This window comes from Gordonia amarae NBRC 15530, assembly GCF_000241345.1.
GTDB lineage: Bacteria > Actinomycetota > Actinomycetes > Mycobacteriales > Mycobacteriaceae > Gordonia > Gordonia amarae.
Genome location: NZ_BAED01000071.1, coordinates 39,204 through 54,491 on the forward strand (window position 1 = coordinate 39,204; position 15,288 = coordinate 54,491).

The following is a 15,288-nucleotide window of genomic DNA, read 5'->3' on the forward strand; positions in this document are numbered from 1 at the left end:
GCACAATGAGCGATCACATCGGGCCTGCGCAAAGCCCCGCGGGCGGACAGTTCGCCGCCTACGAGGACGAGTTGCGTGCCGCCGAGAAGAAGGTGGCCGGCGAGATCGACCCGGGCGCACGGGCATTGATGGTGGCGGTCGGCGTGCTGGTGGCGATGATGTCGCTGGTGCTGCCGCATACCGGGAGCGCCAGCGGACTTGAGGTGCTCGCGAACGCGCCCGACGCCGCGAACGCGCATCTGAACGTCACGTCGCGGATCTTCGTCTACATGCTGTTGATCTTCGGCGTCGGTGGATCGGCGCTGGCGCTGCTGACCCGGCGGTGGGTGGTGGCCTGGGTCGCGCTGTGCGGCACCGCGGTGACCTGCGTCGCCGGGATGCTGGCCTGGTGGTCGCGGCACACTCCGGGCGTCGGGGGGGTGGAGCCCCCGTCGGGGGTAGGCATCGGGCTGGTGCTCGGGGAGATCGCGGCATTGTTGCTCGCGTTCCACTGGGCCCGGATCGTGTGGGCGCGCAGCACCTATCATCTGGCGCTGGAGGAGGAGCGTCGGCGGGAGGCCGCCGAACGCGACGAGTTGGCGCGCCTGCTGCAGACCCGCCCGATCCACGACACCGGGAATGACCCCGACGAGCAGCACTAGTCAGACTTCGCAATCACCAACGGCCCCCGGCAGATCGCCGGGGGCCGTTGGTCATTGCCTGGTGAGATTGCCTGGTGAGGTCAGCGATCGGAGATCGCGCTGCGCGCGGCGTCCGCCCACTCGCGCCACTGCGCGGCCTGCTCGCGCAACTTGGCGGCGTCGCGATCCTTGCCCCGCTCGGCGGCCTTGGCTGCCTGCTCCTCGAACTGGGCCGCGCGGTCGGCGAACTGGGCGGCGCGCGCCTCGGCCTCGGGGTCGGTGCGCTGCCACTGGGCGTCTTCGGCGTCCCGGATCTTCTTCTCCAGGGCACGGGCCCGGTTCTCCAGGCTGTGCATCTGTTCCCGCGGCACCTTGCCGATCTCGTCCCACTTGTCGCGGAAGACACGGAACTCGCGTCGCGCGGAGTCGAGATCGGTGTCGGGATCGATCAGTTTCTCGGTCTCGCCGAGCAGGGCGAGCTTGGCCGACGCGTTGGCGGCGAACTCGTTGTCCCGTTCGGTCACCACCGAGTTGCGGGCGGCGAAGAACACGTCCTGGGCGGCCTTGAACCGCTGCCACAGCGCGTCGTCGGTGTCACGCGGCGCGCGGCCGGCGGCCTTCCATTCGGTGAGCAGGTCGCGGAACTTGGCGGCCGTGGGACCCCAGTCGGTGGACGAGGACAGTTCCTCGGCGCGGGTGATGATCTCCTCTTTGCGCATCTTGGCGCCGACCCGTTCGCGGTCGAGCTCGGCGAAGTGCGCGCCCCGGCGCCGGTTGAACGCGTCGCGGGCCTTGGCGTACCGCTTCCACAGCTGGTCGTCGGTCTTGCGGTCGACGCCCTTGATGCCCTTCCACTCGTCGAGGATGGTCCGTAGCCGATCGCCCGCCGCCTTCCACTGGGTGGAGTCGGCCCCGATCTGCTCGGCCTCGGCCGCCAGTTCCTCCTTGCGGGCGATGGCCGTGGCCCTGGCCTCGTCGCGGGCGATGCGCTGCGCGGATGCCACATCATCGGCGCTGGTGACGATCGCGGTCAGTCGCCGTTCGATGGCCGCGACGTCACCAAGGACGGTGGCGGTGGGCAGTTCATCGAGCAGGTGCTTGGCGCTCTGCTGCGCCTTGCGCGGATCGCCGGACCCGGCGGCCAGACGTTCCTCCAGGATCTCGACCTCGGTGGCGAGATCGTCGAATCGCCGGGCGAAATGAGCCAGGCCGTCCTCGATCGACCCCGCCTGCCACGACCCGATCGACCGTTCCCCGTCGGGGGTCTTGAGCCACACCACACCGTCGCCGTCGATGCGGCCGAACTCGTGCGGGTCCCCGTGCGGAACCGGGGCGTGCGTCGGGGGGACGGCGGGAGACGGCCTCGGACCGGGTTTGGGGCCCGGGCGCGGACCCGGCCGGGGGGCGGGGCGCGGGGCACCCAGATCGTTTGCGGTGGGATCGGTCGGTTTGGTCATTTGCTCACACGTCCCTGCACTCGCTTGTGCCGCGCGTCGCGGCTGCCGTTATCGCTGACATCGGCGACCACACTGACATGGAAAGCCGCATATCTCCACCATTCAAACAGTTCAGACCGGTTGGTGTCGCGTCCTCCCGAGTTTTCCGGGCCTATCGCAGCGCGTTTTCCCCGAATCGCGGGGTGATGTCCGCTGTTGTGATACGGCCCTGAGGCCGGTGGCGCTGCCCGGTCAGCTAGCGTTGCCCATTGTGTTGGCCCGCGTCGTCTTCGTTCCGAGCGCGCCCTTGTTGGTGCCCCGACTGGCCGGTCCCCGGGCGACGGAGGCGGTGCCCGTCCGCGACGCGGTGCGTGCGGCGGGTGCGGCGCTGTCGGCCCTCGCCCCCGAATGGGTGGCCGTCGGTGCGGCCGATGTCGGTGCCGCCGGTCGGGGACCGGACGGGACGTTCGCACCGTACGGCGTCGATGTCCACGTGTCCCTGCGCGCACCCGGAGCGTCAGACACCGGTCACCGCCTGCTGCCCCCGTCGGTGGCCGACGCGGCCGCTGATGCCGGCAGGCTCCCGCTGTCGATGTTGATCGCGGCCTGGGTGCGCGAGACCGCCGGTGCCGAACGGGTCGAGCCGCTGATCGTCGATCCTGGGGCCGCGCCAGATACCTGCCTGCGCACCGGCCGGGCCCTGGCCGAGGCGCTGGCGACGACCGACCGGCCCGTCGGGGTGCTGGTGGTGGGTGACGGCTCGACCCAGCTGAGCCCGTCGGCCCCCGGCGGTGGCCTCGTCGAGGAGTCGGTCGAGTTCAATAACAGGCTTGTCGCGGCCGTCGGATCCGGTGATCGCGACCTGCTGGCCGGTCTGTCGCCGCAGGACTGCGATCGCGCCGGTGTCGGGGGCCGGGTGGCGTGGCAGGTCGCGGCCGGACTGTGCGACGGCCTGCCGGTGGCCGCGGTGACGGACTATGCGGGGGCTCCGTTCGGCGTCGGGTACGTCGTGGCCTCATGGACACCCGCGTCAGACGCACAGGCGCCGGGAGCATGAGCGAAGAGCCGTCGGACCTGCCGGTCCCGGTCGCGATCGTCGGCCCCACCGCCAGCGGTAAGTCCGCGCTGGGGCTCGACATCGCCGACCGGCTGGGCGGCGAGATCGTCAATGTCGACGCGATGGCCCAGCATCGCGGCATGGACATCGGCACCGCGAAACCGCCCGTTGCCGAACGCCGCGGCATCACCCACCACCAGTTGGACGTCCTCGACGTCACCGAAACGGCAACCGTGGCGCGGTATCAGGCCGCCGCCCGCGCCGACATCGAACGGCTCCGCGCCGCCGGAATCACCCCGGTCATCGTCGGCGGATCGATGCTGTACGTCCAGGCGCTGCTCGACGATTGGTCGTTCCCGGCCACCGACCCGCAGGTCCGTGGCCGCTACGAGCAGCAACTCGCCGAGGTCGGTGTGGCTGCGATGCACCGTCTGCTGGCCGAGGTGGATCCGCAGGCGGCCGCCACGATCCTCGACACCGACGGCCGCCGAATCGTGCGCGCGCTGGAGGTGGTGGAACTGACCGGCAAACCGTTCGCGGCGTCGGCGCCGACGATCGGTGAACCGCGGTGGGGGACCGTCATCCTCGCTGTGGACCGGGACACCGCGGCCCTCGACGAGCGGATCGCGGCGCGCACCGGCCAGATGTTCGCCGACGGGCTGGTGACCGAGGTCGAGGCACTGTGCGAGGTGGGCCTGCGTGACGGCGTGACCGCCCCGCGTGCGATCGGATACGCACAGGTCCTGGACTACCTCGACGGCGCGATCGGGCTTGACGAGGCGCAGGAGCTGACGTTCATCGGCACCCGCCGCTACGTCCGGCGGCAACGCTCCTGGTTCCGTCGCGACCACCGCATCACCTGGCTCGACGGCGCCGATCCGGACCTGCTCAGCGCCGCATTGCGCGTGATCGACCCGGACTGAGCGCCCCAGACCGAACGATCCGGCCTTCAGGTGGGCGGCGCGTCGATGACGGGACGCCGCACGTCGGCGCCGGGCCCGTCGAAATGCCACCACTCGCCGGAGTAGACGCGCAGACCGCCCGTCCCCATCGCCGTCCGGAGCCGGGCGCGGGAGGCCCGCGCCGCGGGCGACACCCCGTCGGTGGCGTAGGCGGTGGCCCGGGAGGTGAACGAATCGAATCCGGTGCCCATCTCGACCAGACAGTCGCGGCCTACGCGCCGAGCGGCCGGGCAGTGCTGCCGGCGGACGGCGAGCGTCACGTCCACGGACCGGCCGCTCTCGTGGCTGCGGGAATAGGGGCCGGGCGCGGCCACCCACGCCGGGTTGGACACCTTTTTGTACATTCTCTGCTGCACCGAATGCGGCCGGTAGCAGTCCCAGAACACCAGCCTCTCACCCCGGCCCGCGGAGCGAAGGGCGGCGGCCGCCGCGCGCAGTCCCGGTCGCATCGACTCGTGGACCAGGCACCTCGCGTTCGCCGGGTAGAGGCGCATTCCGACGAAGTTGTCGGTGGTCGCATAACGCAGATCGATGATGGCGTCGGGCACCACCGTACGGACGTCGACCAGGCCCGCGGCGCGGGCGGCCGGGTTGACGGGGGTGGCACTCGCCGCTCCGGATCCGGAGTGCGGAGCGGGGCTGGCCGAGCTGGGCCCCGGTATCTGGCCACCGCCGGAACAGCCGATGACGGCGGTCACCGCCAGCGTCGTCGCGCCCAGGCGCAGGGTCCCTGTCCTTCGCATGCTCACCTTGGTACCACGCACCGGACCGGCGGGCGGCCACTGTACGTCATGGCACTGCACGTAATGTCGGTGTGGTGACCGATACCGACGCGCTCCGTTTTGTGAAAGGCCACGGCACCCAGAACGATTTCGTGGTGCTCGCCGATCCGGCAGCAGAACTCGACCTCGACGTGGCCGCGGTGGCCGCGATCTGCGATCGGCAGCGGGGCATCGGCGCGGACGGTTTGCTGCGCGTGGCCCGTGCGGTCGCGCTGGTCGAACGCGGAATCCTGGAGCAACTGCCCGACGGGGTCCGGCCGGACGACTGGTTCATGGACTACCGCAACGCCGACGGATCGATCGCCGAGATGTGCGGCAATGGCGTGCGGGTGTTCGCCCACTACGTGCGGGCCACGGGCCTGACCGACACCGACACCTTCACCGTCGGCTCACGCGCCGGCGGACGCCCGGTGATCGTCCATTCCTTCGACGACGTGCGCGCCGACGTCACCGTCGAGATGGGCCAGGCCCGCGTCGACGGTGAATCGGAGGCGCGGGTCGGGGAGATCACCTATCGCGGCGCGGTCGTCGACGTCGGCAACCCGCATCTGGCCTGCGTGGTTCCGGACCTGACACCGGAACAACTGGCCGCACTCGACTTCTCGGCCGGGGTCACCATCGACCCCGCGGTGTTCCCGAACGGCACCAACCTCGAACTCGTCACCCCCGCGCAGGCGACCGGTGACGGTGCCGACTGGTCCGCGCACATGCGGGTCTTCGAGCGGGGTGTGGGGGAAACCCGTAGCTGCGGCACCGGACTGGTCGCCGCGGGCAAGGCCTCGCTCGGTGTGCTCGGCGAGGACTCGGGGTCGCTGCACATCAGCGTGCCCGGCGGATCGGTGATCGTGACGATCACCCCCGACGGGGCTACGCTGCGCGGTCCGTCGATGCTGGTCGCCGAGGGCCGGTTCCGGCCCGGCTGGTCGGACGCCGGCTGAGACGGGCGGCGGCGGGCCGCCCGAAAAGCAGATGCCCGGGTTCGCCGCACCGTGTCATCATGGAGGTCAAATGACTGAATTCGCATCACAGACCTCCGCTCCGGACCTCGATGAGCCCGACTTCGATCCCGATGACTTCGGTCCGGCGATCGACGACGCACCCGTGTCGGCCTTCCGCATGACACCGCCGACCACCGGCGAGCAGCAGCTGTCCGACCGCGCCTCACTGCAGCGCGTCGCCGGTCTGTCCACCGAACTCGAGGACGTCACCGAGGTCGAATACCGGCAGCTGCGCCTCGAGCGCGTCGTGCTGGTGGGCGTGTGGACCGAGGGCACCGCCGCCCAGGCCAAGGCCAGCATGGTGGAGCTGGCCGCACTGGCCGAGACCGCCGGTTCGCAGGTGCTCGACGGACTCATCCAGCGCCGCTCGACCCCCGACGCGGCCACCTACATCGGTTCCGGCAAGGCCGACGAACTACGTCAGGTGGTCCTGTCCACCGGCGCCGACACCGTCATCTGCGACGGTGAACTGACTCCCGCTCAGCTGACGGCGCTGGAGAAGGTCGTCAAGGTGAAGGTCATCGACCGCACCGCGCTGATCCTGGACATCTTTGCCCAGCACGCCACCTCGCGCGAGGGCAAGGCGCAGGTGTCGCTGGCGCAGATGGAGTACATGCTGCCCAGGCTGCGCGGCTGGGGTGAGTCGATGTCCCGGCAGGCCGGTGGCCGGGCCGGCAGCAACGGCGGTGTGGGCCTGCGTGGTCCCGGTGAGACCAAGATCGAGACCGACCGCAGGCGGATCCGCGAGCGGATGGCCAAGCTGCGCCGCGAGATTCGTGAGATGAAAACCGCACGCACCACCAAACGTGCTGCTCGGCAACGTAGTTCGATCCCCAAGATCACGGTGGCCGGCTACACCAATGCGGGCAAGTCAAGTCTGGTGAACGCGATGACCGGGTCGGGTGTGCTGGTGCAGGACGCCCTGTTCGCGACCCTCGATCCCACCACGCGCCGCGCCACACTCGCCGACGGCCGCGAGGTGGTGTTCACCGACACCGTCGGATTCGTCCGGCACCTGCCCACTCAGCTCGTCGAGGCGTTCCGCTCGACTCTGGAGGAGGTCGTCGACGCAGACCTGCTGCTGCACGTCGTCGACGGTTCCGATCCGTTCCCCACCGAGCAGATCGCGGCCGTGCGCCGGGTGATCAACGAGATCGTCGCCGAGGAGGGCGTCGCGCCGCCGCCGGAGTTGCTGGTGGTCAACAAGATCGACGCCATCGATGAGAATCGGCGCACCGAGCTGCGCGGCATCCTCGACGGCGCGATGTTCGTCTCCGCGCACACCGGAGAGGGTTTGCCCGAGCTGTTCGACCGGATCCGCGCCGAGGTCGCCCGCAACGACGTCGAGGTGACCATCGCGGTGCCGTTCAGCCGCGGTGATGTGGTCAGCCGGATCCACCGCGACGGTGAGGTGCTGTCCACCGACCATGATGAGCAGGGCACCATCATGCGGGTACGGGTACCGGCCGCGATGGCCGGAGAACTCGCCGAGCTGCGAGTGTCCTAGGCCCACCACGACCTCCGGAACGGCATCCGGCCCGTCACGCACGGCGCGTGGCGGGCCGGACATCGTTGAACAGCAAGACTATTCGGCGTCGAGGTCCTTGGCCACCAGGGCGGCGATGGCATCCAGCGTCGACTGATCGTCGGCGGTCACCACCACGGGGGTGCCCTTCTCCGCGCCGAGGGTCATGATGAGCAGGGCCGAACCGGCGTCCACCGGCTCTTCGCCTTCGAGGCCGATGGTGACCGACTGGCCGGACTCGGCGGCGGCCTCGGCGATGATCGTGGCGGGGCGGGCGTGCAGGCCGACTGCTGATCCGACGGTGACGGTTGTGCTGGGCATGAGATCGATCTCCTTGGTTGATTCTTGATCGGTTGTAGGGGTCGGTTTGCCTGTGATCGTAGGCGGATCAGGCCGCGACCGTCTGCGGTTGCGCCGCATCGTCGGACTTGGCCGTGGGCTTCCAGAACTGCTTGGCCGCCGTGACGGCTAGCGCCGCCACGACCGTTCCCGCGACCAGCGCGACCAGGAACAGTCCCCAGTTGTTCATCGCGAAGAAGACGAACACACCGCCGTGGGGTGCGCGCAGTTCCACGCCGAACGCCATGCACAGCGCGCCGGTGACCGCGCCGCCGAGCATCGTCGACGGGATGACCCGCAGCGGATCGGTCGCGGCGAACGGGATGGCGCCCTCGGAGATGAACGACGCGCCGAGCAGCCAGGCCGCTTTGCCGTTCTCCTTCTCCGGGTTCGAGTACAGGCCCGGCCGCAGGACCGTCGACAGCGCCATCGCCAGCGGCGGCACCATGCCGGCACACATGACCGCCGCCATGATCTGGTACTGCGCCTCGCCGGCCGACGCCGAGGCGATACCCGCGGTGGCGAACAGGTACGCCGACTTGTTGAGCGGCCCACCGAGGTCGAAGCACATCATCAGGCCGAGCACGATGCCCAGCACGACCGCCGAACCTCCCGACATCGAGTTCAGGCCGTCGTTGAGCTGGTCCATCAGCCACGACAGCGGTCTGCCGAGCACGATGTAGAGCAGACCACCGACTATGGCGCTGCCCAGCAGCGGGATGATGACCACCGGTTGCAGGCCGCGGGCCCACTGCGGCAACGGGATCCGGGCGATCCACAGGCACGCCACACCGGCGATGAGACCGCCGAGCAGGGCGCCGAGGAAGTTGGCGCCGATGGCCACCGACACCAGACCGGCCACGAAACCGGGGGCGATGCCGGGCCGGTCGGCGATGGCGAACGAGATGTAGGCGGCAAGCACTGGCACCGCGAGGTTGAGTGCGGCACTGCCGACCGCGAAACTCACCGCGCCCAGGTAGGTCTTGAGACCGGCGTCGGGCAGGTTGGTGATGGTGTTGTGCAGCGCGATGTACGCGCCGTCGGACAGCGAACCACCCGGGTCGAGCGTGGATTTGCCGATCTCGTATCCGGCGAGCAGGAAGCCCAGAGCCATCAGCAGGCCGCCCGCGGCGACGAACGGGATCATGTAGCTCACGCCGGTCATCAGCGCCTGCCGGGTCTGCCCACCCAGGCCGACACCACCGCCGGTGGGCGCGGCCTCGCCGACCCCGCCGCCCTCACCGCCGGCGACCCGCGCGGCGTGCGGATCATTCGCCGCGGCAACGGCCTCGGCGATCATCTTGTCGGGCTCGTTGATGGCGCGCTTGACGCCGGAGGCGATCACGGGCTTGCCCGCGAACCGGTCCTTACCCTTGACCCCGACATCGGTGGCGAAGATGACCGCGCCCGCATCGGAGATCACCTTCGGATCGAAAGGTGTTGTGGCCGAGGAACCCTGCGTTTCCACATGGAACTCGACCCCGGCGCGTTCGGCCGCGTACTTGAGGGCGTCGGCGGCCATATAGGTGTGTGCGATGCCGGTGGGACACGCGGTGATCGCCACGATCGACGGCTTGTCGGATACGGCCGGCTCGGGTGCGGCAGGGGCCGCCGCAGCGGCTGCGGGTGCGGCCTCGGCGGCCGGAGCAGCGGGCTTCTTCGGTGGCGGATTGATCGCCCCGTCGACGAGTTCGACGATGCGCTCCGGCGTCTCGGCCGACCGCAGATCGGCGACGAAATCGGGCCGCACCAGCGCCCTGGCCAGCGAACTGAGCAGCTTCATGTGCTCACTCGCCCCGCCCGCCGGCGCGGCGATCAGGAACACGATGTCGGCGGGGCCGTCCGGCGCACCGAAGTCGACCTTGGGGGCGAGCCGGGCCATCGCCAGACTCGCCTCAGTGACGGACTCGGCGCGCGCGTGCGGGATGGCGATACCGCCGGGCAGACCGGTGGCAGACTTGGCCTCGCGGGCCAGGGCGCCCTCGATCAGGTCGGACGGGTCCGTTGTGCGGCCCGCCTCGCCGAGGGCGCCGGCGAGATAGTTGATCACCGCGGGCGGATCGGCGCCGGCGTCGACGTCGAGGCGCACCGTGTCGACGGTGATGATCTGTTGTGCCATGGGCTTTCCTTTGTCGGGTTCCTCTGGAACAGGGGAGATATGCCGGGGGAGAGACGTCAGCGGGTGGTGGCGAGTTCGGTGAGGCCGACCCGCCCGAGATCGAGCTGAGCGGGTGCGGGCGGCTGGGTTCCGGCCAGGCCGGCTGCCGCCGCACCGTAGGCGACAGCGGAACGCAGCCGCTCGGGTTCGGGCTCTCCGCGCAACGCCGCCAGAACGTAGCCGGCCAGTGACGAGTCACCGGCACCGACGGTGCTCTTGGTGACCGTGGGTGGCGGGGTGGCCGACCAACTGCCGGCGGCGGTGGTGAGCACGGCCCCGGCGGCACCGAGGGTGGCCAGCACCGCACCTCCCGTGCGCGCGGCCAGTTCGCCGGCCGCGGCGACGATCGGCGCCAGATCACCCGCGGCGGCAGCCGCTTTCAGTACGGCGGGATCTGCTCCCGTGACCTCGGCGAGCTCTTCGTCGTTGGGTTTGATCAGGTCCGACCGGCCGGCGGCTGCGGCTACCAGCGGCGCCCCGGAGGTGTCGACGGCGACGCGGCACGGGAGGTCGGCGAGCGCGTCGAGCAGCGTCCGGTACCAGTCGTCGGGCAGACCTGGGGGCAGCGAACCGCACAGGGTCACCCATGACGCCGACGCGGCGTGTTCGATCACGAGCTCGGTGAGCGCTCGCGCCTGATCCGCGTCGAGTGTGACACCCGGCGCGTTGATCTTGGTGGTGGTGCCGTCAGGTTCGGCGATGGTGAGGTTGGACCGGATCTCGCCGTCGATGGGCATGGCGCGGTAGGGCAGCCCGACACCGTTGAGCGCGGTGAGCAGCGGGTCACCGGCCCGGCCCGGAAGCAGCGCCAGCGTCGACACGCCCGCCTCCGCGGCGACCCGCGAGACGTTGACGCCCTTGCCGCCGGGTTCGGTGCGGGCCGCGACGGCGCGCTGGACCTCGCCGCGCTGCAGCACGCCGGACAGTTCCAGGGTGCGGTCGAGACTGGGGTTGGCGGTGAGGGTCACGATGTCGTAGCTGGTTGGGGCGGTCATGCGAGAACAACCTCGATTCCGTGGTCGGCGAGTTCGGTGGCGTCGGTGGAACTGACCGTCGAGTCGGTGATCAGGACGTCGACCTCGTCCAGGGAGGCGAAGCGGACGAGGTCCTCGCGCCCCATCTTCGATGAATCGGCAAGGACCACAACCTGATCGGCGGACGCCACCATGGCCCGTTTGACGGCCGCCTCCTCGGGATACGGGGTGGACAGGCCGTGCCGTGCGGTGATGCCGTTGGTGCCGATGAACACCGTCGACACCCGCAGTCGATGGATCGCCGCGACCGTGTCCGCTCCGACGGTGGCCTGTGTGAGACCGCGGACGCGACCACCGATCGCGTGCACGAAGCCGTCGGAGTGGTTGGTCAGGGCACCAGCGATCGGGATGCTGTTGGTGATCAGCGTCAGGCCGTGGCCATGGGGCAGGGCCATCGCGGCCTGGAAGGTGGTGGTGCCCGCGTCGAAGAGGACCGAGCCGCCGTTGGGCGGCAGAAACTTCATGGCGGCCATGCCGATCGCGAGTTTTCTGTCGACGTGCGTGGTCTCGCGGACATCGAGGCCCTGTTCGGCGACAACGCGGATCAGACCGGGCCGGACGGCCCCGCCGTGGACCCGCTGCAGATGGCCGGCGCGCTCGAGCGTGGCCAGATCGCGGCGAACGGTCTCGCTGGTCACGGAGAACCGGCCGGCCAGGTCCGCGACCGATGCGCGGCCCACTCTGCGGACCTCGTCGGCGATCGCCTGCTGGCGTTCCTCCGCATACACGAGAACTCCGATCGTTCACTCCGGTGTGATCTGCTCTAGAACCACATAACACCACACATCCGGGCTAACTGATCCCGAAACTGCTTCATGTGGTTTCACATGCGATTGCGTGGACTATGTTGTTGGTATCACTGTGTTTACGCCGGTATCCGGAGAGAGTCAAGCGATATTTGTAGTATAGATCACAGAATAGGTCGGAAGTCGCCTATTCTGTCGATGCGCCTCCGGCACTGAGCGAGGCCTGATCCGGCTCCGCTTTCGTTGCGGTTATGTCCGAGTATGTTGACAAAAGTTGTTTCTACTGCGAGCCTGGGGAGCGTCGACTGTAAGCTGAGTCACACGCTGACTCGTCTCAAGGTTCCTCGAAGCCGCGGTGCCGGGTGAGGAACCGCCACGTCACAAGGATGGTGGACCCATGCCCCCAACAGCTCTCAAAGGAACACCGGTCGTCGGCGGCATCGCCTACGGTCCGGCACTGTGGCCCGGTGAGCGGCCCGCGTTCACCCCTGACAGCGCCGAGATCCCAGAGAGTGAGCGCGACGCCGAGGCGAAGCGGTTCGCCGATGCCGCGGCCGCGGTGGCCGGCCGGTTGCGTGACCGGGCGTCGGCGTCCACCGGCGTCGCGGCCGAGGTCCTGTCCGCGACCGCGGGCCTGGCCGAGGACCGCGGCTGGGTGGGCGCGGCCAAGAAGCTGATCGCCAAGGGTGCGCAGGCCCCGGCCGCCGCGATCGCGGCCACCGACGAGTTCGCCGCCCTGTTCACCAAGCTCGGCGGCCTGATGGCCGAACGGGTCACCGACCTCCACGACGTGCGCGACCGGGTGGTGGCCGAACTGCTGGGCGTACCCGAACCCGGTGTGCCGGTCCCGGATACGCCGTCCATCCTGGTGGCCGACGATCTGGCGCCCGCCGACACCGCCGGACTCGATCCCGCGCTGGTGATCGCGCTGGTCACCCGGCTCGGTGGGCCGACCAGCCACACCGCGATCATCGCGCGGCAACTCGGCATTCCCTGCGTGGTGGCGGTCGCGGACCTCGCCGAGGTGGGCGCGGGCACAGCCATCCTGGTGGACGGCACCACCGGTGTGGTGGAGATCGAACCCGACGAGGAGCAGTCACGATCGCGGGTGGACGAGAGCCGTCGGGCCGCGGAGGCGGCCGCCACGTGGTCGGGGCCCGGTCAGACCGCCGACGGCCACACGGTGGCGATCCTGGCGAATGTCGCCGACGGGACGTCGGCGCGTGCCGCCACCGATCACCCCGTCGAGGGGGTGGGGCTGTTCCGCACCGAGCTTGCGTTCCTGGACCGGGCCGACGAACCGTCCGTGGACGAGCAGGCGGCGCTGTACCGCGAGGTGATCGACGCCTTCGAGGGCCGCAAGGTGGTGATCCGCACCCTGGACGCCGGATCGGACAAGCCGCTCAAGTTCGTCTCGCAGGAGCACGAACCCAACCCGGCGATGGGCGTGCGCGGCAACCGGATCGCATCGGTGCATCCGGACATCCGAACCCATCAGCTCGATGCGATCGCCCGGGCCGCCGAGAACGCAAGCGCCACACCGTGGGTGATGGCCCCGATGATCGCCGGCGCCGGCGAGGCGGAGGAATTCGCCGCCGAGGTGCGCAGCCGCGGACTCGTGGCCGGAGTGATGATCGAGATCCCCGCGGCGGCGGTGCTGGCGCCCGCCATCCTGTCCAAGGTGGATTTCGTCTCGATCGGCACCAACGACCTGACCCAGTACACGATGGCGGCCGACCGGATGTCGGCCGAGCTGGCGGCCTTCACCGATCCCTGGCAACCGGCGGTCCTGAACCTGGTGGCCAACGTGGCGCGGACGGGTAAGGAACTCGGCAAACCGGTCGGCGTGTGCGGGGAGGCCGCGGCCGATCCTCTGCTGGCGTGCGTACTGGTTGGCCTCGGCGTGACCTCGCTGTCGAGTGCGCCGGTCGCGGCTGCCGCGGTGGGCGCCCGGCTCGCGCAGACGAGCAGCGACCAGTGCCGGGAGGCCGCCGATGCCGCGCTGGCCGCCGAGGATCCGGAGGCGGCGCGCACCGCGGTGGCGGCGATCCTGCTGTAGCCACCGCCACCCGTCAACGCCCTCGGCCCCGGAGAAACCTCCGGGGCCGAGGGCGTTTCGTGGCTGTGAGGGTCAGATGCGTCGCATGACGGTGACGACCTTGCCGAGGATCGCGGCCTCGTCGCCGGGGATCGGCTGGAAGTGCTCGTTGTGCGGCATCAGCCAGACATGTCCGTCTTTGCGCTTGAATGTCTTGACGGTGGCTTCGCCGTCGAGCATCGCGGCGACGATGTCACCGTTGTCGGCGACGTTCTGCTGGCGCACCACCACCCAGTCGCCGTCGCAGATGGCGGCGTCGATCATCGACTCGCCGACGACCTTCAGCATGAAGAGCGATCCCTCGCCCACCAGCTCACGCGGCAGCGGGAACACATCCTCCACAGCCTCTTCCGCGAGGATCGGGCCGCCGGCGGCGATCCGGCCGAGTACCGGGACGAAGGTGGGTTCGGGCAGGTTCGAACCGATCGCGGCGACCTTGGCCTGCGACTGGTCGGACTCCTGGATATTGACCGCGCGCGGACGATTGTGATCGCGCTTGAGCAGACCCTTGCGTTCGAGTGTGCGCAACTGGTGGGCCACCGACGACGTGGAGGCCAGACCGACCTCGTCGCCGATCTCCCGGATGCTGGGCGGGTAGCCCCGCTCACGCACAGAGGTCCGGATGACCTCGAGCACCGCGCGCTGCCGGGGCGTCAGCGATTCCTCTGCCACAACGACATCGGATGTGCCGGACGCGTCTCCGGTCTTCTCACTCATGGATGTTCTCTCCTGTCGGTCAGACCTGCCGGTCACGTCGCCCGGATCGGGTGTTCTGGCGTGATTCGTCGAGATATTCGAACGCCAGCGTAGTCGAACTGCGACCCGCGTACCAAACGTTTGTTCGAGATCCGTGCGACTTTGTCGTAGCCCCGTGGTAGAAATCGAACATCAGTTCATCGAACAACTGATCGAACATCCGGACGGATAGCCGGCCGGATCGGGCAACAGGAACGACAACCTCGGAGGTGGTGGCGATGGCCACGACATTCGCAGAACACGCCCGCCGTGCGGCACCGACGCACGACCGCATCGCCCCGCGCCGGCCGGCCGGCAACCACGGCACGGCTGCGCGCCGGGTGGCTCCGCGGACCCCGGTGCCGGCCGGTACACGTTGTGCCGCACGAGGTCACGACCCACGCGAGATCGCGTCGTGGGAGACCATCGCCCGACGCCGGTCTGTCGCCTCGGCAGTACTGGCCGGCGCGCTGCTGGCCGTCGTCACATGGCTGCTGGTCATCGTCGGCAACAACTACGCCGACGCGGTGGCTCCGGACCCCACCGGCAGTGCGCTCGTGCACGTCCGTTCGAACGAGTCGCTCTCCTCGGTCGCCGCCCGGGTCGCGCCCGGCTATCCCGTCGAAGCGGTCGTCGAACAGATCCGGGAGCTCAACGACCTGACCTCGTCCGGCCTGGTGCCCGGGCAGCCGCTCGTCGTGCCCCGATATCGATGAGTGCGGTACCGAGGAACCCGGTGCCGACGGGCCGCGACCCCGGCGACGGGTCGGGAAACAGGCGCTGTGACAGGGCGCCCAC

At 69.7% G+C, this 15,288-nt stretch carries 14 protein-coding genes; 7 read left to right on the forward strand and 7 right to left on the reverse strand.

Translation table 11 applies throughout. The annotated features are described in order from the left end of the window. Window positions 1-5: 5 nt before the first annotated feature. Window positions 6-641, forward strand: coding sequence for an Rv2732c family membrane protein (locus GOAMR_RS21130; RefSeq protein WP_005192808.1), 636 nt, complete (start codon window positions 6-8; stop codon window positions 639-641). Window positions 642-721: 80 nt separating this feature from the next. Here the strand turns inward: GOAMR_RS21130 and GOAMR_RS21135 are convergent, their stop codons facing one another. Further along, a complete protein-coding gene (locus tag GOAMR_RS21135; protein WP_005192810.1) occupies window positions 722-2,077 on the reverse strand; it encodes a DUF349 domain-containing protein in 1,356 nt (451 codons plus the stop codon). Between the two features lie 250 nt (window positions 2,078-2,327). Here GOAMR_RS21135 and GOAMR_RS21140 point away from each other — a divergent pair, with 250 nt between their 5' ends. Both GOAMR_RS21140 and miaA read left to right on the forward strand, forming a co-directional pair. Beyond that, complete coding sequence (locus GOAMR_RS21140; RefSeq protein ID WP_040516009.1) at window positions 2,328-3,113, forward strand: class III extradiol ring-cleavage dioxygenase family protein; 786 nt, start codon at window positions 2,328-2,330, stop codon at window positions 3,111-3,113. Then, window positions 3,110-4,036 (forward strand): tRNA (adenosine(37)-N6)-dimethylallyltransferase MiaA, encoded by a 927-nt coding sequence (gene miaA, locus GOAMR_RS21145; RefSeq protein ID WP_005192818.1) that lies wholly within the window; start codon window positions 3,110-3,112, stop codon window positions 4,034-4,036. The genes GOAMR_RS21140 and miaA overlap by 4 nt, the downstream gene beginning before the upstream one ends. Before the next feature lie 26 nt (window positions 4,037-4,062). Here the strand turns inward: miaA and GOAMR_RS21150 are convergent, their stop codons facing one another. Continuing rightward, window positions 4,063-4,818 carry a M15 family metallopeptidase gene (locus tag GOAMR_RS21150; RefSeq protein ID WP_005192830.1) on the reverse strand — a complete coding sequence of 252 codons (756 nt, stop codon included), beginning with the start codon at window positions 4,816-4,818 and terminating at the stop codon, window positions 4,063-4,065. Window positions 4,819-4,889: 71 nt separating this feature from the next. Here GOAMR_RS21150 and dapF point away from each other — a divergent pair, with 71 nt between their 5' ends. Next, window positions 4,890-5,795: a diaminopimelate epimerase gene (gene dapF, locus GOAMR_RS21155; RefSeq protein ID WP_005192833.1), complete on the forward strand. Its 906-nt coding sequence runs from the start codon at window positions 4,890-4,892 to the stop codon at window positions 5,793-5,795. A 70-nt stretch (window positions 5,796-5,865) separates the two neighbouring features. Continuing rightward, window positions 5,866-7,362 (forward strand): GTPase HflX, encoded by a 1,497-nt coding sequence (gene hflX, locus GOAMR_RS21160; RefSeq protein WP_005192837.1) that lies wholly within the window; start codon window positions 5,866-5,868, stop codon window positions 7,360-7,362. Window positions 7,363-7,440: 78 nt separating this feature from the next. On the opposite strand, the gene GOAMR_RS21165 is transcribed toward hflX, so the two are convergent. The 4 genes from GOAMR_RS21165 to GOAMR_RS21180 all read right to left on the reverse strand — a co-directional run bounded on the left by GOAMR_RS21165 (window position 7,441) and on the right by GOAMR_RS21180 (window position 11,639). Then, entirely contained in the window at window positions 7,441-7,701 is a 261-nt protein-coding gene (locus tag GOAMR_RS21165) for an HPr family phosphocarrier protein (RefSeq protein ID WP_005192841.1), read from the reverse strand. A gap of 67 nt (window positions 7,702-7,768) precedes the next feature. Beyond that, window positions 7,769-9,838, reverse strand: a complete 2,070-nt coding sequence (locus GOAMR_RS21170; RefSeq protein WP_005192844.1) for a PTS fructose transporter subunit IIABC — start codon at window positions 9,836-9,838, stop codon at window positions 7,769-7,771. 56 nt (window positions 9,839-9,894) lie between these two features. After that, window positions 9,895-10,872 carry a 1-phosphofructokinase family hexose kinase gene (locus GOAMR_RS21175; RefSeq protein ID WP_005192847.1) on the reverse strand — a complete coding sequence of 326 codons (978 nt, stop codon included), beginning with the start codon at window positions 10,870-10,872 and terminating at the stop codon, window positions 9,895-9,897. Next, window positions 10,869-11,639: a DeoR/GlpR family DNA-binding transcription regulator gene (locus tag GOAMR_RS21180; RefSeq protein ID WP_005192849.1), complete on the reverse strand. Its 771-nt coding sequence runs from the start codon at window positions 11,637-11,639 to the stop codon at window positions 10,869-10,871. Before GOAMR_RS21180 ends, GOAMR_RS21175 begins: the two co-directional genes overlap by 4 nt. A gap of 415 nt (window positions 11,640-12,054) precedes the next feature. Between GOAMR_RS21180 and ptsP the strand changes: the two genes are divergently transcribed. Then, window positions 12,055-13,716, forward strand: a complete 1,662-nt coding sequence (ptsP, locus tag GOAMR_RS21185; RefSeq protein WP_005192854.1) for a phosphoenolpyruvate--protein phosphotransferase — start codon at window positions 12,055-12,057, stop codon at window positions 13,714-13,716. Window positions 13,717-13,788: 72 nt separating this feature from the next. Here ptsP and lexA read toward each other — a convergent pair whose 3' ends face one another. Next, window positions 13,789-14,472 (reverse strand): transcriptional repressor LexA, encoded by a 684-nt coding sequence (gene lexA / locus GOAMR_RS21190; RefSeq protein ID WP_005192857.1) that lies wholly within the window; start codon window positions 14,470-14,472, stop codon window positions 13,789-13,791. A gap of 257 nt (window positions 14,473-14,729) precedes the next feature. Here lexA and GOAMR_RS24380 point away from each other — a divergent pair, with 257 nt between their 5' ends. Beyond that, a complete protein-coding gene (locus GOAMR_RS24380; RefSeq protein ID WP_005192859.1) occupies window positions 14,730-15,206 on the forward strand; it encodes a LysM peptidoglycan-binding domain-containing protein in 477 nt (158 codons plus the stop codon). The last annotated feature ends 82 nt before the right edge of the window (window positions 15,207-15,288 follow it).

Coding starts and splice junctions, on each gene's coding strand:
- GOAMR_RS21130 (WP_005192808.1), top strand. CDS start 6: ATGAGCGATCACATCGGGCCTGCGCAAAGCCCCGCGGGCGGACAGTTC.
- GOAMR_RS21135 (WP_005192810.1), bottom strand. CDS start 2,077: ATGACCAAACCGACCGATCCCACCGCAAACGATCTGGGTGCCCCGCGC.
- miaA (WP_005192818.1), top strand. CDS start 3,110: ATGAGCGAAGAGCCGTCGGACCTGCCGGTCCCGGTCGCGATCGTCGGC.
- GOAMR_RS21150 (WP_005192830.1), bottom strand. CDS start 4,818: ATGCGAAGGACAGGGACCCTGCGCCTGGGCGCGACGACGCTGGCGGTG.
- hflX (WP_005192837.1), top strand. CDS start 5,866: ATGACTGAATTCGCATCACAGACCTCCGCTCCGGACCTCGATGAGCCC.
- GOAMR_RS21165 (WP_005192841.1), bottom strand. CDS start 7,701: ATGCCCAGCACAACCGTCACCGTCGGATCAGCAGTCGGCCTGCACGCC.
- GOAMR_RS21170 (WP_005192844.1), bottom strand. CDS start 9,838: ATGGCACAACAGATCATCACCGTCGACACGGTGCGCCTCGACGTCGAC.
- GOAMR_RS21175 (WP_005192847.1), bottom strand. CDS start 10,872: ATGACCGCCCCAACCAGCTACGACATCGTGACCCTCACCGCCAACCCC.
- ptsP (WP_005192854.1), top strand. CDS start 12,055: ATGCCCCCAACAGCTCTCAAAGGAACACCGGTCGTCGGCGGCATCGCC.
- lexA (WP_005192857.1), bottom strand. CDS start 14,472: ATGAGTGAGAAGACCGGAGACGCGTCCGGCACATCCGATGTCGTTGTG.
- GOAMR_RS24380 (WP_005192859.1), top strand. CDS start 14,730: ATGGCCACGACATTCGCAGAACACGCCCGCCGTGCGGCACCGACGCAC.